A 19,254-nucleotide genomic window follows, 5' to 3' on the forward strand; every position below is an offset into this window, starting at 1 on the left:
GGCTTCCCGAGAGGACTGCCGCGTGTCTCCCAACCTCAAGCCGCCGCACCAGCGGCCACCCGTCCCGAGCCCCGCGCACGACGCGCTCGTCTGCGTCGCCATGCCGGCGTTCGCCGTCTCCGCCCGCCACGGCCAGCTCGACGGCCACGGACTCGAAGGGTTCTACCGGGCGGGGCGCCGGCTGGTCGGGCGGCTGCGGCTGAGGGTGGGCGGCGTCGAGCCGCTGCCCGTGCAGGGGCGGCCCGCGGGGGCGGACCGGGTGCGCTTCGTGGGCACCGTGCGCACCGGCGCGGAGTCGGGGCCGGACCCCGCCGTGGTCGTGGAGCGGGTGCGGCACGCCGCCGGCGTCGAGCGCATCACGCTGCACAGCAGCGCCACGCGCGTGCTGCGGCTGACGCTGGAGGCCGAGCTGGGCACGGACCTGGCCGAGCTGGGCGCGGTGGCCGCCGGCCACGACCGCCGCGAAGTCCCGGCCAGCGTCCATGAGTCGGGCCTGCGCTGGCGCCCGCTCCCGGCCTCCGCGGACGCCGGCCGGGAACCGGACACCGGCCCCGGGGACGGCGGGGGAGCGGGAACAGCCACCGCGGACCCGGCCCGCGGCGGCACCGCACACGTCGGCGGCGCGACCGGCGGCGGTACGCGCGGCACGGAAGCAAACGGCGGAGGGGGAGGGGGCGGGGGCGGGACCCCCGGAGTGGGGGCGCTGGTGAGTGCGGAGCCGCCGCCCGACGACGTGATCGCCGCGGCCGGGCTGCTGCGGTGGCAGCTGGAGTTGGCCCCTGGCGGGTCGCGCACGCTGGAGTTGCGGATCGGCACGGACCAGGCCGGGCCGCGGGAGCTGCCTCCCGTGCCGTGGTCCCCGGCGGCCGCCGCGGCCGGCGACGACCCGGGGGTCGCCCCGCTGCTGGACACCGCCCTCGACGACCTGCGGACCCTGCTGCTGCGTGACCCCGCGGAGCCGGCCGACCTCCACCTCGTCGCCGGGGTGCCGTGGCGCTGCGCGCTGGCTCCCGCCGACGCGCTCTGGGCCGCCCGCATGCTCCTTCCGCTGGGTACGCGGCTGGCCGCCGGCACCCTGCGTGCCGTCGCCCGCACCTGGCCGGCGGCCCCCGCCGCGGAGGCTCCCGGCCCCGGCCGGCTGCCCGGCACCCTGCGGGACTCCGGCCCTCATCTGCCCCCGGCCGCCACGGGGGTCGAGGCCACCCTCCTCTTCCCCGCCGTGCTCGCGGAGGCCCGCCACTGGGGGCTGCCGGAGCGGGACCTCGACGGGCTGCTGCCCGCCGCCGAGCGCTGCCTCGCCTGGCTGCGCGCCGCCGCGGACGGCCGCGGCTACGTCCCCGACCCCGCCCCCGGCGGCCCGTACCGCTGCGAGACCCAGGCCCACGCCCACCGCGCCGCGCTCCTCGGCGCCGAACTCCTCGACGCCTGCGGCCGCACCGGTGCCGCCGAGTGGCGGCAGTGGGCCGCCGGGCTGCGCGAGCGCTTCCGCGCCGACTTCTGGACGGATGACGTCTCCGGCGGCAGGCCCGCGGCGGCGCTCTCCCCCGACGGCCGTCCGCTCACCCACCTGGGCAGCCCCGCCGCGCACCTCCTGCCCGCCATGGCGGACGTCCTCGTCGGCGCCCCCGGCCCCGCAGCACCCCCCGGCCCCGGCCCCGCCGACGCCACCGCCACCGGCGACCCCGCCGGCCACCCGGCCGCCGACAGCGCGCCCGGCCTCCTCGACAAGGCGCAGACGGGCCAGCTGGCCCGCCTCCTCGGCGGCCCCGCCCTCGACTCCGGCTGGGGCCTGCGCAGCCTCGGCGCCGCCGAGCCCGGCTTCAACCCGTTCGGCCACCGCGCCGGCGCCGTCCACGTCCACGAGACCGCGGCCGCCGTCACCGGCCTCTTCACCGCCGGGTACGAGAAGGAGGCCGGTGCCCTCCTGCGCGGACTCCTGGACGCCGCCGGCCACTTCGGCCACCGCCTCCCCGAGATGTACGCGGGCGACCAGCGCACCGCGGGCGGCGCCCCGCTTCCGCACCCGGCCGCCTGCCGCCCGTCCGCCGTCGCGGCCGCCGCTGCCGTGCACGTTCTCACCGCGCTCGCCGGCGTCGTCCCCGACGTCCCGGCCGGCACGGTCTCCGCCCGCCCGCCGAGCACCGCCCCGCTGGGCGCGGTGCAGCTCACGGGCTGGCGGCTGGCCGGCGAGCCCTTCGCCGTACGGGTCAGCCGCCTCGGTCTGGCCGTCGTGGAAGAGGCCGCCCCCGGGCTCCAACTCGGTTCCTGAACAGCCGCCCCCGTCCGTCCGGCCCGTCTCCCGTGAAGTCCTGATTATCGTCAGGCAGACGACTAAGATCCCCGCCATGCCCCCCTACGAGCCGTCCGCCTACCCGCCGTTCGCCGTGACCGTCGACCTGGTCGTGCTCACCGTGCGCCGGCACGCTCTGAGCGCCCTGATCGTCCGCCGCGGCGAGGCCCCCTTCCAGGGCCGGTGGGCGCTGCCCGGCGGCTTCGTACGCGAGGAGGAGGACCTGAGCGAGGCGGCAGCCCGCGAACTCGCCGAGGAGACCGGCCTGCACGCGCACGGCCCGGTGGAGGAGGACACTCCCGCGCACGCCGCGCACCTCGAACAGCTCGCCACCTACGGCGATCCCAAGCGCGACCCGCGGATGCGCGTGGTGAGCGTCGCCCACCTGGTGCTGGCCCCGGACCTCCCCGCGCCGCGCCCCGGCGGCGACGTCGGCGGCGCCCGCTGGGCACCCGTCGAGACCCTCGTCGGGCCCGCAGACGACGACGAGGAGCACCCGCCGCTGGCCTTCGACCACCGCCGGATCCTGGCCGACGGCGTGGAGCGGGCCCGGTCGAAGATCGAGTACTCGTCGCTGGCCACGGCGTTCTGCCCGCAGGAGTTCACGGTCGGGGAGCTGCGCCGGGTCTACGAGGCGGTGTGGGGTGTCGCCCTCGACCCGCGCAACTTCCACCGCAAGGTCACCGGCACCCCCGGCTTCCTGCTGCCCACCGGTGGCACGACCACCCGCCAGGGCGGCCGTCCCGCGCAGCTCTTCCAGGCCGGCGGCGCCACGATCCTCAACCCCCCGATGCTGCGCCCCGAGGTCTGACCGCCGCGCTCGCGTCCCCTCGCCACCTCCTCTCCCGGGCAGGCGGTTCGGGGCAGTCCGCCAGGTGCGCACGTCCGGACATACGAGTCGTACGAGCACACATCCGCGACGCCGCACCGCGCCCCGAGTGAAATCCCGCGCCCGGCGCACCTCCTGCGCAATCATCCCTATATGTCGGATATCAACCGATTTCGGGAGGTGCGGTGATCCAGGCCGTCGGACTCACGAGCAGGCCCCGCGGCGGCCGTCCGCCGGCCGTGCGCGACCTCACGTTCGAGGCCGATGCGGGCACCGTCACCGCGCTGCTCGGCGAACCCGGCGCCGGCAAGACCGCCGCGCTGCGCCTCATGCTCCAGTTGGACAGCGGCCGCGGCATCGCGCTCTACGACGGCCGCCCGCTCAGCCGGCTCACCGCCCCCGCCCGCGAGGTCGGCGCCGTGCTCGGCGACGTCGCAGGCCACCCCGCCCGCACCGTGCTCGCCCACCTGCGCATGCTCGCCGCCGCCGTGGGCGTCCCCGCGGCCCGGGCCGACGCCCTGCTCACGCACGTCGGACTCGACGCACTTGCCGACGACCGGCTCGACGCCCTCTCCCTGAGCATGGACCGCCGCCTCGGCCTCGCCACCGCGCTCCTCGGCCAGCCGCACTCCCTCCTGCTCGACGACCCCGTACGCGACCTGCCCCGCCGCGAGGCGGCGTTCTACTACGCCCTGCTGCGCGAGCTGGCCGCCGCCGGCGTCTGCGTCGTGCTCGCCACCGCCCAGCCCCGCGTCGCCGCCCACTTCGCCGACCGGGTGCTGACGCTGCGGGCCGGGCGGCTCGTCGCCGACGAGGAGGCCGACGACTTCGCCCGGCTGCGGCTGCGCCCCTGCGTCATCATCAGGACGCCGCAGTCCGAGCGGTTCGCCAGCTATCTCACGCGGCAGGCGAGCACGCCGGAACGCCGCATCGAGGTGGTACGCCGCGACGGCGGCGCCCTGGCCGTCTACGGGACCGACAGCGCGGCCGTCGGCGAACTCGCGTACCGCAACGGCATCCTGCTCCACCAACTCACCGACTCCTCCCACGAGTCCGCCCTCACCGCCGCCCCCGGGACCGGCGCGGCCACCCCGGCCGCCACGGCCACGGCCACACTAGAGCCCGGCACTGACACCGCCGCCGGGCCCGCCGACGCCGGCGACACCCCGCCCGCCGGAACCCGCATCCCCGCTCCTCTCGCGTCCCTCGACGCCGCCCCCGGCCCCGCCCCCGACGACGGCCCCCTCGCCGGCCCGCTCCGCCGCCGCTGGCTCCCCGGCCCCGCCCACCCCCTGCGCTACGAGCTGCGCCGCGCCGCCTCCGGCTCCCGCCTGCCCCGCGTCGCCGCCGCCGGCACCCTCGCCGTCTCCGTCGCCGGCGCCGCGCTCCTCGCGCACTCCGCCGGCGGCTCGGCCGTCTCCGACGCCCCCGCCGTCCGCATGCTCACCGGCTGGGCACCGGTCCTCCCGCTGCCGCCCGCCGCCATCGGCGCCGGCCTGCTCGGCGCCCACGCCTTCGGCCAGGAGTTCAGCTTCCCTTCGCTCACCCCGGCCGTCGGCGCCGTGCCGCGCCGCCTCGGCCTGCTCTTCGCCAAGCTCGCCGTGAGCACGGCCGTGGCGCTGCTGCTCTTCACCGCGGTGCTGCTCGCGGACGCCACGGCGCTGCTGGTGCTCTTCGGCGACGTCGTGGACATGCCCGCGGACGGCGGTCTGCAGCTGCTGAGCTGGGCGGGCGTGACGGTGGGCTGTGCCTGGACAGGGGTGCTGGCCGCCGGTCTGTTCACGTCGGCGTCGCTGGGGCTGGCCGCCGTGCTGACCGTGCCCGTCGCCGTCGCCCCCGGCATCCACGCGCTCGCCGACACCGGTGCCGTCCGCCGCCTCGGAGAACTCCCGCTGCAGCTCATGCGGGTACTGCACATCCCGCGGCCCGGCAGCGGACTGCACCTCGGGGGCGTGTTCGGGGTGCCCGCCCAACCCTTCGGACACGCGCTGGTGTTGTCGCTCGGCGCCCTCCTCGGCGCCTACGTCCTGACCGCGGGCCGCGCCCGTTCCCTGGGGCGCGTGCTGGAGCGGAGCGGGTGTCCGAGTTTCGTACGGAAGGTTTTCAACTCGCCAGGTGAATAGCCGGTTTCCCACCGTTTTGCTGCCCGGAAGGCGTCAATGGAGGGGCGCTGGGCGATCACCCTTTCGTGTGCTTTTCACCAAAGCCCTCAAGGCGGCCGGGACGTCCGCCGACAAAGGTTTCGTGAGTACCCTTGCGCAGACCATGATGACGGCCCGTTCCTCCGAGTCCGGCTTCGCCAGCCACGGGGACCTGGACCGCTACCCGTACGCGGACGGCCACGCGGCCGCCGCCCCCGCCGCTCCCGTCACCCCGGCAGCCGCCCCCGGCCCCGCCGGGCCGCCCGCCGCCCCCGCCCCGCCCGCCTGGGACTCCGGGGAGCCGGAGATCGGCCGCGTCGGCCGCCGCGCGGCGACCAGCCGGGGCCGCGGCCTCCACGGCCAACTCGTCCAGCAGCTCGGCCAGATGATCGTCTCGGGCGATCTGGGTGCCGACCGTCCGCTCGTGCCCGAGGAGATCGGGCAGCGCTTCGAGGTCTCCCGCACCGTGGTGCGCGAGTCCCTGCGCGTGCTGGAGGCCAAGGGTCTCGTCAGCGCCCGCCCCAACGTCGGCACCCGGGTCCGCCCGGTCAGCGACTGGAACCTGCTCGACCCGGACATCATCGAGTGGCGGGCCTTCGGCCCGCAGCGCGAGGACCAGCGCCGGGAGCTGTGCGAGCTGCGCTGGACGATCGAGCCGCTGGCCGCCAGGCTCGCCGCCGGCCACGGCCGCGGCGCCGTCCAGCAGCGCCTGACCGACATGGCCGAGATCATGAACCACGCGCTGGTGCAGGGCGACACGGTCACGTTCGCCCGCGCCGACGCCGAGTTCCACGCCCTGGTCCTCCAGGTCGCCGGGAACCGGATGCTGGAGCACCTGGCCGGCGTGGTCACCGCAGCCCTGCAGGTCTCCGGCGGCCCCGCCGGCGGCTGCGACCGCCCGAGCGAGGCTGCCGTCGCCCACCACGTGCACATCGTGGAGGCGCTGGGCAGCGGGGACGGCGCGGCCGCGGAGTCGGCCATGCGGCAGTTGCTCGGCGTGCACACGGAGGTCGGCGCGGGCGACCGCGTCGTGCCGGCGCCGCGCGAGCACTGACGGCGGGGTACGGGCGCGAGGCCCCGGCCCCGCGCGCCCCGTCGGTACGAGCACCGACACCGCCGCCGGCCCCGACCAGGGGACGGCGGCGCCGTGCTCCGGCCGCCCGCGGGCGGGCCCTGCCGACCGCGGGCCGCCCCGCCCCCAGCCGACCGCACACCGGCCGGCCGACCCCGCAGGCCGCCCGGCCCCGCCGGCCGCCGCGGTGCCGCCCGGACCCGGGACACCCCCGGACGGGCACGGGAGCGCACGGTGGGCAGCCGCCCGGATACGTACCGCGACACCCGCCCCGCAACCATGGGGAGCCCCGGCAGCCATCCACCCGCCCCCGAGGGCCCCGGAACCCCGCAGGACCACCCGCTCGGGTGTCCGCGGCGCCCGAAAGGCCGCACCGGCCCCCACCACCCCACGCGCCCCGCGCCCCCGGCGCACAACCGCCGGACAGCGGGCGTGCGGCGCGCTCCACCCGGGCGTCCGCACGCCCTCCGGGCGCCCGGACGGGCGGGCGGACCCCGGGCGGCTTTCGTGCGGCACGGCCGGTGGCGGTAGATTGTGACCTGGGCCACGTGGATTGGGCGTAACGCTGTGCGGGAAGGCGCGATGACCTAAGAGGTGGTGGCGCACGTATCGCGGTTCCGCCTCTACGCCGGTGGTCCATCCCCGCCACCGGTCGTTCCCATCGTTTCGAGAGGTTGTTCGTGTCGGCCAGCACATCCCGTACGCTCCCCCCGGAGATCGCCGAAGCTGAGTCCGTGATGGCACTCATCGAGCGGGGGAAGGCCGAAGGGCAGATCGCCGGTGATGACGTGCGTCGTGCCTTTGAGGTTGACCAGATTCCGCCCACCCAGTGGAAGAGCGTCCTGCGCAGCCTCAATCAGATCCTCGAAGAGGAGGGTGTGACACTGATGGTCAGTGCCGCAGAGGCGCCCAAGCGCACCCGCAAGAGCGTGCCGGCGAAGACCCCGGCGAAACGGACCGCCACCAAGGCGGTCGCCAAGCAAGCCGTCCCCGCCAAGACCGCGACGAAGAAGCCGACGGCCACGGCCACGGCGCACGCGGTCCAGGAGGCCCCCATGGACGATCCGGTGCCCGCGGGCCTGGGCGACCCGGCGGACGAGCCGGAGAAGAAGGCCGCCGCCAAGAAGACCACCGCCAAGAAGGCGGCCGCCAGGAAGACCGCGGCGAAGAAGGCCCCGGCCAAGAAGGCGGCCGGCAAGAAGGCCGCGGGCAAGGACGGCGCGTCCGGCCCCGACGGCCCGGAGGACGGCTCCCTGGAGAAGGAGGAGCCGCCCGCCGAGGCCGAGGCCGAGGGGTTCGTGCTCTCCGACGAGGACGAGGACGACGCCCCCGCCCAGCAGGTCGCCGCTGCCGGTGCCACCGCCGACCCGGTCAAGGACTACCTGAAGCAGATCGGCAAGGTCCCCCTGCTCAACGCCGAGCAGGAGGTGGAGCTCGCCAAGCGCATCGAGGCCGGCCTCTTCGCCGAGGACAAGCTCGCCGCCGCCGACAAGCTGGCGCCCAAGCTCCGCCGCGAGCTGGAGATCATCGCCGAGGACGGCCGCCGCGCCAAGAACCACCTGCTGGAGGCCAACCTCCGCCTCGTGGTCTCGCTGGCCAAGCGCTACACGGGCCGCGGCATGCTCTTCCTGGACCTCATCCAGGAGGGCAACCTCGGTCTGATCCGCGCCGTCGAGAAGTTCGACTACACCAAGGGCTACAAGTTCTCCACGTACGCCACCTGGTGGATCCGGCAGGCGATCACCCGCGCGATGGCCGACCAGGCCCGCACCATCCGCATCCCGGTGCACATGGTCGAGGTCATCAACAAGCTGGCCCGCGTGCAGCGCCAGATGCTCCAGGACCTGGGCCGCGAGCCCACCCCGGAGGAGCTGGCCAAGGAGCTGGACATGACCCCGGAGAAGGTCATCGAGGTCCAGAAGTACGGCCGCGAGCCCATCTCCCTGCACACCCCGCTGGGCGAGGACGGCGACAGCGAGTTCGGCGACCTCATCGAGGACTCCGAGGCGGTCGTCCCGGCCGACGCGGTCAGCTTCACCCTGCTGCAGGAGCAGCTGCACTCCGTCCTCGACACGCTCTCCGAGCGTGAGGCGGGCGTGGTCTCCATGCGCTTCGGGCTCACCGACGGGCAGCCCAAGACCCTGGACGAGATCGGCAAGGTGTACGGCGTCACGCGCGAGCGCATCCGCCAGATCGAGTCGAAGACCATGTCGAAGCTGCGCCACCCGTCGCGCTCCCAGGTGCTGCGCGACTACCTCGACTGAGCCGAGCGGCTTCCACGCCCCCGACCTGCCGTGCCGCGGGTCGGGGGCGTATTTCTCCGCCCGGCGCACGCCGGCGCACACCGCCGCCCGCCGTGTCCGCGATACGTGCAGAAGGCAGTATGTATCCGTGAACTCTCCGGGAATTGACGCCACTTGCCGGGCATGACAATCTCGGATGCCCAGGGAGGACATGACTCATGAGCAGTGCCATGCCGTGGCACGCGGACCATCCTGTGCTGACTGCCTTACGCCGTCGCCGGGAAAAGGGACATACGCACGACAAGCCCGTGGACGACCTCAAGATCGGGCTGGCCGTCGAGGGGGGCGGCATCCGCGGAGTCGTCTCGGCCGCCATGCTCTGCGCCCTTGAGGACTCCGGGCTCAATCAGGCGTTCGACACCATATATTCCGCTTCTTCCGGTGCCATCAACAGCGCCTACTTCCTCAACGGCGAGACGTGGTATTGGCTTTCGATCTACTACGACGACCTCGCCACCCGGACGTTCGTCGACTTCCGCCGCGCGCTGCGCGGCCGCATCATGGACCTGGACTACGCGTTCGAGGTCGTCGACAACGTCAAGCCGCTCGGGTACGAGAAGGTCATCGCCTCCCCGACCAGGCTCCACGTCGCCGTCACCCTCGTCGACGAGATCCGCACCGAGGCCGTCACCGACTTCACCTCGCGCGCGGACCTGCGCGCCGCCCTCGTCGCCAGCGCCTGGCTGCCCGTCGCGCTGCGCGGCACGGCCGACTTCCGCGGCTCCAGGGCGGTCGACGGCGGCGTCCTCACCCCGCACCCGTACAAGCTGGCGCTGGCGGACGGCTGCACGCACGTGCTGTCCCTGAGCACCCGCCCCATCCAGCCGCCCGCACAGAAGCTGTCGGTCTCGCAGCGCTGGGCGATCCGCCACCTCGACCGCATCCGCGACGGACTCGGCCGGGGCTACGGCGAGGCCATCACCGGCTACCGGGACGAGCGCACCATGCTGCAGCGGCGGATGACCGAGCCTGGGGACGCCCCGTACGTGCTCGACATCGCGCCGCTGTCGTGGATGCCGCAGGTCAAGCGGCACGAGCTGGACCCCGGCCGGATCCTCGGCGGTGCCCGCGGCGGGTACGAGGTGATGTACTGCGCAGTCGAGGGCAAAGACCCCGAGCTGATAAGGAACGGCCGTATTCGCGCCGTACCCCAACTGACCATCGTGACGAAGGACGATGCCAACAACCGGCAGCGCGCGTAATCTCCGCGCCATCATCCGCGCCTTATCCCCGGCTGTGCCCGCGCAGGGCGCGGCCGGTTCGGCGACCCGGGAAGAGACCGCGTTATGCGAGTGGGGCCCGGAGGACTGGAGCCGGGTCCTTTTCGCCCTGCCGTTCGAGGCGCACAGTTTCAGCGGCGAGTTCGAGCAGTCGTGGGAAACGGTCATCGAACAGCTGACCCGCTGGCGTACGGAATTCGCCACCCGCCCGGAGCCGTTTCGCAGCGAGTTCCGGGCGGTCGGCGGATACCTCGGCCTGCTCCTCCTCACCCTGGTGTCGCTGGCCCACTCCTACCAGCGCCGCTACGACCAGGGTGAGCGCACGCCGCACGACTGCGCGGCCCTGTGCGTGCCGGCGGTCGAGGACCCGGCGGTGCGGGAGGCGATCCGGACGCTGTACGCGCCCGACGTCCCGATCCCCGACGTGGAGGGCAGCGCGGACGGGGACGCCGCGACGCTCGACGCGTGGCGCGACGTCGACGCCGGGACGCTGCGCTTCCACCGCCACGGCACCACGTCGTTCATCCTGACCGGACTCCCGCTGCGCCAGGCGCACGGGCGGCGCATCCCGTTCGCCCTCAAGTGCATCGTCTACCCCTACCTGCGGGTGCCGACCATCGTCCGGGCCACCCGCGACTACCGCTCCTCCTACGGCGACGTGCGCGCGGGGGAGGACGCGGTGACGGAGGCGCTACCGCTGGCCCGCGCGTGGGCGAGCAGCGGGCGGTGGATCCTCATGGACTTCGTGCCCGGCGAAACCCTCGCCGAGTATCTGAGCCGCCAGCAGGCCAGCCCGCGCATACGGCTCGACCTGCTGCGCGACCTCGGCCCCCGGCTGCTGGGGGTGCTGGACGAACTCGACCGGTGCGGCCTGCGTCACGGCGACCTCTCCCCGTCCAACATCATCCTCAGCGGCCCGGGTTCGGGACCGGGCGGCGGTACGGGCGCGGGGGACCACCGCTTCGTCCTCATCGACCTCGGCGTCAACTACCTGTACTCCCACACCGTCCCCGGCTCCGGCGGCCCCGACGCGGCGTTCGTGGCGCCCGAGGTGCGCAGCGAGACCATGGTGGTCGACCCGCGGCAGGCCGACCTGTACGCCGTCGGGCAGCTCCTCGTCGCGATCGGCGGCGGGCACCGCGAGACGGCCGCGGCCGGCGTGAGCGCCGTGACCGTACCCGACGCCTTCTACGCGGAGACGCCCCTGCTGGCCCGCTTCGTCGAGGACCTCACCGACCGGGTCCCGGAGAACCGGCTGCTGCTCTTCCGGCCGACGCCGGGGGAGCGGCTCTATCCCCAGTTGCTGCACTTCTACGAGGAGGAGCTGGCGGCCGTCGAGGCGACCCGCGCGCAGAGCGCCGGCACCCGCTTCGTCCGGCTGTACACGCCGCTCGCCGGGGCGCCGCGGCAGCAGCTCCAGATGTGGCGGATCCGGCGCACCCAGTCGCTGTACCACGACCCGCACCGCGGCATGCACGTGCGGTGGCTGCTGTTCTTCTCCTGGCTGTCGGCCGCGGCCTGGTACGTCGCCGCCTGGGTCGTCATCACGTACTGGCTGCGCGACCTCGACTGGGACTGGGGCAACAACTACGTCACCCTGCTGCAGCGCACCAACAGCGCGGGCGAACAGGAGCTTCCGCTGCTCGACGGGCTGCGGCTGGACGGCTACACCATCCCCGACAACTCCGCCAACGCCCCGGTGCGGCTGGTCGGTATGAGCTTCCTGCTGGCCGGCGCCCGGTACTACCAGAACCTCTTCGCCGGCCTCACCCCGCTGGTCGCGGGCCGGGGGCAGGGGCGGCTGAGCCGGCGGGCCCTCCTGGCCGAGGTCTCGATGCGGCTGTTCACGCTCATCCCCGCCGTGCTGGTGCTGTCGACCACGCTGTTCCACCGCGACTGGTGGCCCATCTGCACCGCGATCGGCATCCTGTCCACCGCGCTGTGCAACGCCGCCTGCCTGATCTTCGCCCGCGCCGCCATCGCCGAAGCGCGCGCCAGGCAACTGGGGACGGTGCCGCAGGGCCGGATCGCCGGCCTCGACGCGCTCTACAGCTGGACGCTGACGGCCGGCTTCTACAGCGTGGCCTGCTGGGGCATCGGGCTGTCGATCTACGCGGGCACCGCGAAGGACGTGTACATCTACGCCGGCTCCGTGGCCGCCATCAACGTGGTGATCTTCTACATCGCCAGGTGCAGCGGCAGCGCCGCCGACGAGGTGCGCACCATCCTGACCCGTGCCTGCCTCGCCTCCGAACGGCTGCGCCACCTGCCGGTCCCCGCGGCGACGGCGGCACCGGCGGTGACGTCCGCCCCGGCGGCCGCACCGGCGACGCCGTGACCGCGGTCCCCCGGGCGGCTCCCGGGAGCCGCGGGTAGTTCGGATGCCACGCCCGCCCGACCTGCGTCGCCGCAGGTCGGGCGGGTTGTCCGGGGTCCCGCCCGCGGCGTGACCGAGTGCGGCCCGCGCCCCGCTGCCGGAGGCTGAGTGCACGACGCCCAAGCCTCACGCCGTCAGGGAGACCCCATGCGCCTGCGTCTTCGCTCGATATTCGCCGCCGCCGTCGCGGTGCTGCTGCCCCCGGCCGTGCTCGGTCAGGCCCCGCCCGCGGCGGCGGACGGTGTGGTGGTCGGGGGGAAGCCGGTGGGCATCGAGGACAGTCCCTGGACGGTCGCGCTGACCAGCAAGAAGCTCTTCGGCGAGGAGCGGTCGGGACAGTTCTGCGCGGGTGTGCTGGTGTCCGAGCAGGTGGTACTGACGGCCGCGCACTGCCTTGCCGAGGAGACGCTCGGGGTGCACTGGAGCAAGGTCGGCGATCTGAGCGTCGTGGCCGGCCGGGGCGACCTGGCGAGCACCGAGGGCAAGGAGCTCGCCATCGAGCGGGTGTGGGTGAACCCCGACTACGACGGCTGGACCAACGCCGGCGACGTCGCCGTGCTGCGCCTGAAGCGCCCGGCCGAGGCGGCGCGGTTCCTCAAGCTGGCGAAGAAGGCGGACGACCCGGCGTACGAGCCGGGCTCGCCGGCCCGCGTCTACGGCTGGGGGGCCACCGACGGGAGCGCCCGCTACCCCACGACGCTGCACGCCGCGGACGTCGAGGTGCTGCCGGACACCGTCTGCGAGCGCGCGTACCCGGGGAGTCCCGAGGGCCGCTACGTCGCGGCGTCGATGGTCTGCGCGGGGCTGATGCGCGGCGGCCCGGACGCCTGCCAGGGCGACAGCGGCGGCCCGCTGGTCGTACGCGGGCGGCTGGTGGGCCTGGTCTCGTGGGGCGGGGGCTGCGGAGAGAAGGGCCGTCCGGGCGTCTACACGCGGGTCTCCGCGGCCGTGGAGACGGTCATGGCACACAGGCCCGGCAAGGGGTCCTGAGGAGCACAGAGCCCGCCCGGGCGCCCGTACGGCGTGCTGCCGGACAGGGCCGCGGCGAAGCCGCCGTACGGGCCCGTACCGCCCCGGAAACCGACGAGGCGGCCATCCCCAGTGGGAATGACCGCCTGAATCCGGCCCGGGGGCCGCACGAGGCTCGTCGGGCTGACGTCGGCGCGTCAGCGTTCGTCGGCGTTTGCCGACGCCGGAGTGGCCTGGAGCCGCTCCGTCTCGTCCTGTATCTCGGCAGCGATCTTCTTGAGCTCCGGCTCGAACTTACGGCCGTGGTGCGCACAGAAGAGCAGGTCGCCACCGCTCGTCAGGACAACGCGCAGGTAGGCCTGGGCTCCGCAGCGGTCGCACCGGTCGGCGGCCGTCAGCGGGCTTGCGGGAGTCAGAACAGTAGTCACGTCGCCTCTTCTCTAGCTCGACGAGCTGTCGTACCAGGGTCAACATCCAACCAGGCCGAAAACGTTCCCGCTCGTGGCTCCGGATCGGGAAAGCCTTCGTCACCAGGCCCGATGTCGCCAGGTGGCGGCGGATGAGCCGTAGTGCCAGTCGTGCTTGTGCCGTATTGAGCGCCTTTGGGCCTTTTTGACCTCCCCGGCTGGGTTGCCGGTTGTTCATGAGGACGTGCCCGGAGCCTAAATGGTTCATGCGCGTAAGGGAACGTGATAAACGAATCACCCCTCCGAGGGATCGAACACGCGCTCGAAGCGGGACTAGTATCGAGTCACATGCGGGTGGCTGCGTACCGGCTCTATAGAGCCTCGGTACCCTCTGACCGGCAGATGAGGCCCGCCACCGCCACCCGGGCCCGAATTCAGCGAGGAGCGAACTGAGTGACCGCCGACACGTCCGTGCCGTCCGTGCTGGCCGCCGCCGAGCGCGACGGCTCCAACTACACCGCGCGGCACCTGCTCGTCCTGGAGGGCCTGGAGGCAGTCCGCAAGCGTCCCGGCATGTACATCGGCTCCACCGACAGCCGCGGCCTCATGCACTGCCTGTGGGAGATCATCGACAACTCCGTCGACGAGGCCCTGGGCGGGTACTGCCGGAACATCGACGTCCTGCTCGCCGCCGACGGCTCCGTGCAGGTCGGCGACGACGGCCGCGGCATCCCCGTCGACGTCGAGCCCAAGACCGGGCTGTCCGGCGTCGAGGTGGTCATGACCAAGCTGCACGCCGGCGGCAAGTTCGGAGGCGGCGCTTACGCCGCCTCCGGCGGCCTGCACGGCGTCGGCGCCTCCGTGGTCAACGCGCTGTCCGCCCGGCTCGATGTCGAGGTCGACCTCTCCAGCAGGACGCACGCGATGAGCTTCCGGCGCGGCGTCCCCGGCCAGTTCTCGGGCCAGGGCGCCGACGCCCCCTTCGAGCCGTCCAGCGGGCTGGTCAAGGGCAAGAAGATCCCCAAGACCAGGACCGGCACCCGCGTCCGCTTCTGGCCGGACAAGCAGATCTTCCTCAAGGACGCCGAGCTGTCGCTCGACGACCTGCACGCGCGCGCCCGGCAGACCGCCTTCCTCGTGCCCGGCCTCACGCTCGTGGTGCGCGACGAGCGCTCCGCCGACAAGGCCGGGCACACCACCGAGACCTTCCGCTACGACGGCGGCATCAGCGAGTTCTGCGAGTTCCTGGCCCCCGACCGCCCGGTCTGCGACGTGCTGCGGCTGTCGGGCCAGGGGACGTTCAAGGAGACCGTCCCGGTGCTCGACGACCGCGGGCACATGACGCCCACCGAGGTCACCCGCGACCTCGGCGTCGACATCGCGCTGCGCTGGGGCACCGGGTACGACACCACGATCCGCTCGTTCGTCAACATCATCGCCACCCCCAAGGGCGGCACCCACGTCGCCGGCTTCGAGCGCTCCCTGACCCGCACCGTCAACGACGCCCTGCGCAGCCTGAAGCTGCTGCGCGTCGCCGAGGACGACGTCGTCAAGGACGACGCGCTGGAGGGCCTGACCGCGGTGGTCACGGTCCGGCTCGCGGAGCCGCAGTTCGAGGGGCAGACCAAGGAGGTGCTGGGCACCTCGGCGGCCTCCCGGATCGTCGCGCAGGTCGTCGCCAAGGAGCTGAAGGCGTTCCTGACGTCCACCAAGCGGGACGCCAAGCAGCAGGCGCGGGCGGTGCTGGAGAAGGCCGTGGCCGCGGCCCGTACGCGCATCGCCGCCCGGCAGCACAAGGAGGCGCAGCGCCGCAAGACGGCGCTGGAGTCCTCCTCGCTGCCCGCCAAGCTCGCGGACTGCCGCAGCGACGACGTGGAGCGCTCCGAGCTGTTCATCGTCGAGGGCGACTCCGCGCTGGGCACGGCCAAGCTCGCGCGCAACTCCGAGTTCCAGGCCCTGCTGCCGATCCGCGGCAAGATCCTCAACGTGCAGAAGGCGTCCGTCGCGGACATGCTGAAGAACGCCGAGTGCAGCGCGATCATCCAGGTGATAGGGGCCGGATCGGGGCGGACGTTCGACATCGACCAGGCCCGCTACGGCAAGGTGATCTTCCTCGCCGACGCGGACGTCGACGGCGCGCACATCCGCACCCTGCTGCTCACGCTCTTCCAGCGCTACATGCGCCCGATGGTCGAGGAGGGCCGGGTCTTCTCCGCGGTGCCGCCGCTGCACCGCATCGAGCTGGTCCAGCCCAAGAAGGGCCAGGACAAGTACATCTACACGTACTCGGACACCGAGCTGCGCGAGACCCTGCTCGACCTGCAGCGCAAGGGCACGCGGTTCAAGGACTCCATCCAGCGCTACAAGGGCCTCGGCGAGATGGACGCCGACCAGCTCGCGGAGACCACGATGGACCCGCGGTACCGCACGCTGCGGCGGATCAACATCAGCGACCTGGAGGCCGCCGAGCAGGTGTTCAACCTCCTGATGGGCAACGAGGTCGCCCCCCGCAAGGAGTTCATCACCAACTCGGCGGCCACCTTGGACCGTTCGCGTATCGACACCTGAGCCCCGGCCGGGCGGTCCGGCCGGGGCCCGGGGCGCTCAGCCCCGGCCGGACGCCGCCTCGAACTCGGTCACCCAGTGCCGGGTCCGGTCCAGGTACGCGGTCTCGGCGGCCGCGCCCGTACGCCCGTAGGCGCCCTCGAAGGTGACGTAGACCGGCAGCGGCGGCGCGGAGGAGGCCGGCTCCAGCTGGCTGCCCTCGTGCCACTCGTTGAACGACGTGAGCGTCACCCAGTCCGCCGGCCCGCCCTTCTCCGGGTCCAGCACGTAGCCCCAGCTGCGGTCGTACACCTCGCCGTCCGCGCGGTCCACGGTCGGCGAGGTGTTGCCCGGCACCGCGCGGTCGTCGAGGTAGCCGGGGCCGATGGACGGCGCCCACACGTAGTCGTTCGCGCGGCACCACGCCGCGACGCCCGCCCAGTCCGGGTCGTTCGCGCCGGCGATGGCGTCGTAGGTGTAGATGCCGCCGAAGTGCTCGACGCGTGAGACGTCCGTCGTCTGCGCCATCACCAGGGCGCTGTCCCGGATCTCCGCGATGGGCGCCCAGTCGGTGGTGTTCAGGCTGTTGAAGACGTAGTACGCGCAGCGCCCGCCCCGGTCCGCGGCCCGGTGGTAGGCGGGGTGGTCGCCGTACGCCTCCTCCAGGTACGCCACGTCGTCGACGACCGACGCCCCGTCGCGCCCCGAGTAGGGCTCGATGTGCCAGGCGATCTGCAGCCCCTCGGCCGCCGCCGCGTCCAGCACGCCGGCCGCCAGCCGGTCCTCGTAGCCGCCGCGGCCCCACCAGCTGTACGCCAGCACGCCGATGCCGGCCTGCCGCGCCCAGGCCATGTGCTGGGCGACGGCGCCGTCGTAGTCGCCGGAGTCGTACGCGCCGAGGACGGGGTAGAAGTCGGCGCCGATGTCGTCGGGCGGGGTGTGCCCGCCCTGCTGCCAGTGCACCCACGAGCCGTGGTGGTCGGGGTTTCCGTACCAGGAGTAGTAGAAGGCGTGCACGTACGGGGACGGCTCGGCGGCGGCGGCCGCGCGCGTCCCGGCGGCGGGTGCGGCGGCTGCCGCACGGCCGGCGGGCAGGCCGCCCGCCGCGGCGAGGCCGGCGCCCGCGGCGCCGGCGAGGAAGGCTCTTCGGGTGGTCACGGTGGTGCTCCTCTCATGGGGGACGGGCTCCCGGCCCGTGGGGGTGGGCCGGGAGCCCGGACGAGTGGACCGCTGTGCCGTGTGGTGCTCCTGCTGCCGTGCGGCGGTGCGGGTGGCGCTGTGCCCCGGGGGAGCGGGTCAGTCCTGGCCGGGCCAGGCCGAGCAGTCCTCCCACTCGGTGTCCCAGCCGGAGTTGCCGCCGCCGTCGGTCAGTGTGAAGGTGCCGCTGCCCTCCGGGTACGGGCAGTTGTAGACGCCGGCCACGCCGACGTCCGTCGCGGTGACGTTGCCGGCGGTCACCCCGCCCTGGGTCTCGGCCTGCACGACGACGCTGCCGACGCCGTCCACGGTGGCGCCGTCGATCGTGACGTTCTGCACGGCCTTGCCCGTACCGCCGCCGGAGACGAACTCGAAGGCGCTCCACGGGCTGTCGGTGACGACGGTGTCCGTGATGTTCACGTCCGCCTCGATGGCGCTGTCGTAGGAGTCGACGCGCAGCGCGCCCATCGGGTGGTTCCAGTTGGGGTTCATCGCGCCGGTACGCACCAGCTCGTTCCCCGCGACGGTGATGGTGCCCGCCAGCGGATGGAACGGGTCCAGGAACTTCTGGTTGGAGATCGCGATGCCGCTGCCCAGGGCGTTGGTGTCCAGGATGCGGTTGTTCTCGACGGTGATGTCGGTGCCGCCGTAGATCGCGATGCCGTTGGCGAGGTTGGGCTGCGAGATGGTGTTGTCCGCGAAGGTGGAGTCCACGTCCGGCGCGTTCAGCGACCACATGGCGAGCGCGTCGTCGCCGGTGTTGCGCAGGAAGTTGTTGCGCACCTGCACGCCCTTGGCGCTGCCGTTGAGGTTCAGGCCGTCGGCCGCCATGTCGAGGAAGCGGCTGTCCTCGACCACCAGGCCGTCGTTGGTGCCGGTCAGCCAGAGCCCGACCTTCAGGTGCTGGAGCCACATCCCGGAGACGGTGGAGCCGGCGCCGAGGCTGCCGTTGACGAAGTTGTCCGGGTTGCCGTCGACGCGCTCGGTGACCTCGCCGATGACGGCGAAGTCGGCGAGGTGCGCGTTGCCCGCCGAGCCCGACTGGTTGACGAAGCGGGAGCTGCGGACCACGGAGTGCCAGGATCCCGCGCCCTTGAGCGTGACGTTCTCGACGCCGGACAGCTCCGAGCCGACCTTGAAGTCGCCCGGCGGGATCCACACCGTGCCGCCGCCCTTCGCCTCGGCGACGGCCGCGCGGAACGCCTCCGCGGAGTCCGCCGCACCGGTCGGGTCGGCGCCCTTGTCGACGACGGAGACCGAGCCGGCGGGCTGCTCCGCGGGCGCGGCGACCTGCTCGAAGTCGGCGACGTCCACGGTGTACGGGCCGCCGGCGAGGTCGTCGGCCTGCAGCCGCACGGTGTCGCCCGCCTTCAGGTCCTGCCCGAGGAGGACGCGGGAGTTGTCCAGCAGGTGGTGGGTCTTGGCGCCCGGGATCCAGGGCGTGTCCATGTAGGAGTACTTGGAGGTGACGGCGAGCGGCGCGTCCAGCTTGGTGCCGTTGGCGTAGACGGCCAGGCTGCCGGACTTGCCGTCGGGCACGCTGTACGCGACGTTGACGGCGTTGGCCGGCGCGGTGAGCGTGAACTCGACGTACTCGCCCTGGGCGTCGAGTTCCACCGCCTGGCGACCGGAGGACTCCGAGGCCAGGGTGCCCTGGGTGTAGTCGGGGCCGACGGGGCTGCCGTTGGTGTCGGCCGCCTCCGCCTCGATCGAGACGAACGGCAGGTCGGCGCCCGCCTCCGGCGCGCCGTGGGCGCCGCCGGGCACGGCGACGAGCGCCGCGGCGGCGGCCACGGACGCGGCCAGCGTGATCCTTCCTGTGCGTGCTTTGCGCATGGCGAACCTTTCCCGTGGGGGGTGGGTGGGGGGTGGGGAGCCGGGGGGGCGGGCGGGCGGGGGCGGCCG

Annotated in this window: 11 protein-coding genes and 1 pseudogene; 9 read left to right on the top strand and 3 right to left on the bottom strand. The window is 73.7% G+C overall.

Features of this window, described 5'->3' with window-relative positions; genetic code table 11:
- Positions 1–100 precede the first annotated feature (100 nt).
- The 8 genes from LG396_RS37450 (at position 101) to LG396_RS37485 (ending at position 13,222) form a co-directional block, all read left to right on the top strand.
- A complete protein-coding gene (locus tag LG396_RS37450; protein WP_225798126.1) occupies positions 101–2,269 on the top strand; it encodes a glycogen debranching N-terminal domain-containing protein in 2,169 nt (722 codons plus the stop codon).
- Positions 2,270–2,345: 76 nt separating this feature from the next.
- Complete coding sequence (locus LG396_RS37455) at positions 2,346–3,101, top strand: NUDIX hydrolase (protein WP_018838123.1); 756 nt, start codon at positions 2,346–2,348, stop codon at positions 3,099–3,101.
- A 203-nt stretch (positions 3,102–3,304) separates the two neighbouring features.
- Positions 3,305–5,242 carry an ATP-binding cassette domain-containing protein gene (locus LG396_RS37460; RefSeq protein ID WP_225798119.1) on the top strand — a complete coding sequence of 646 codons (1,938 nt, stop codon included), beginning with the start codon at positions 3,305–3,307 and terminating at the stop codon, positions 5,240–5,242.
- A 67-nt stretch (positions 5,243–5,309) separates the two neighbouring features.
- Positions 5,310–6,314, top strand: coding sequence for a FadR/GntR family transcriptional regulator (locus LG396_RS37465; RefSeq protein ID WP_308190162.1), 1,005 nt, complete (start codon positions 5,310–5,312; stop codon positions 6,312–6,314).
- 692 nt (positions 6,315–7,006) lie between these two features.
- Positions 7,007–8,596 carry an RNA polymerase sigma factor gene (locus LG396_RS37470; RefSeq protein ID WP_078536593.1) on the top strand — a complete coding sequence of 530 codons (1,590 nt, stop codon included), beginning with the start codon at positions 7,007–7,009 and terminating at the stop codon, positions 8,594–8,596.
- Between the two features lie 287 nt (positions 8,597–8,883).
- Positions 8,884–9,837, top strand: a complete 954-nt coding sequence (locus tag LG396_RS37475; protein WP_225798121.1) for a patatin-like phospholipase family protein — start codon at positions 8,884–8,886, stop codon at positions 9,835–9,837.
- A gap of 34 nt (positions 9,838–9,871) precedes the next feature.
- On the top strand, positions 9,872–12,193 hold the full coding sequence (locus LG396_RS37480) for a protein kinase family protein (RefSeq protein ID WP_225798122.1): 2,322 nt from the start codon (positions 9,872–9,874) through the stop codon (positions 12,191–12,193).
- A 186-nt stretch (positions 12,194–12,379) separates the two neighbouring features.
- Entirely contained in the window at positions 12,380–13,222 is an 843-nt protein-coding gene (locus tag LG396_RS37485; protein ID WP_225798123.1) for a S1 family peptidase, read from the top strand.
- A gap of 176 nt (positions 13,223–13,398) precedes the next feature.
- Here the strand turns inward: LG396_RS37485 and LG396_RS37490 are convergent, their stop codons facing one another.
- Positions 13,399–13,629 (bottom strand): DUF7455 domain-containing protein, encoded by a 231-nt coding sequence (locus tag LG396_RS37490; protein ID WP_018838129.1) that lies wholly within the window; start codon positions 13,627–13,629, stop codon positions 13,399–13,401.
- Positions 13,630–14,061: 432 nt separating this feature from the next.
- Here LG396_RS37490 and LG396_RS37495 point away from each other — a divergent pair, with 432 nt between their 5' ends.
- A complete protein-coding gene (locus tag LG396_RS37495; RefSeq protein ID WP_037745202.1) occupies positions 14,062–16,176 on the top strand; it encodes a DNA gyrase/topoisomerase IV subunit B in 2,115 nt (704 codons plus the stop codon).
- A 36-nt stretch (positions 16,177–16,212) separates the two neighbouring features.
- Here LG396_RS37495 and LG396_RS37500 read toward each other — a convergent pair whose 3' ends face one another.
- Positions 16,213–17,310 (bottom strand): glycoside hydrolase family 71/99 protein, encoded by a 1,098-nt coding sequence (locus tag LG396_RS37500; protein WP_225798124.1) that lies wholly within the window; start codon positions 17,308–17,310, stop codon positions 16,213–16,215.
- Between the two features lie 150 nt (positions 17,311–17,460).
- Positions 17,461–19,185, bottom strand: a pseudogene (locus LG396_RS37505) (glycosyl hydrolase family 28-related protein); the annotation flags it as partial.
- Positions 19,186–19,254: the final 69 nt, after the last annotated feature.

It is taken from the genome of Streptomyces aculeolatus (genome assembly GCF_020400605.1).
Taxonomy (GTDB): domain Bacteria; phylum Actinomycetota; class Actinomycetes; order Streptomycetales; family Streptomycetaceae; genus Streptomyces; species Streptomyces aculeolatus.

Coding starts and splice junctions, on each gene's coding strand:
- LG396_RS37450 (WP_225798126.1), top strand. CDS start 101: ATGCCGGCGTTCGCCGTCTCCGCCCGCCACGGCCAGCTCGACGGCCAC.
- LG396_RS37455 (WP_018838123.1), top strand. CDS start 2,346: ATGCCCCCCTACGAGCCGTCCGCCTACCCGCCGTTCGCCGTGACCGTC.
- LG396_RS37485 (WP_225798123.1), top strand. CDS start 12,380: ATGCGCCTGCGTCTTCGCTCGATATTCGCCGCCGCCGTCGCGGTGCTG.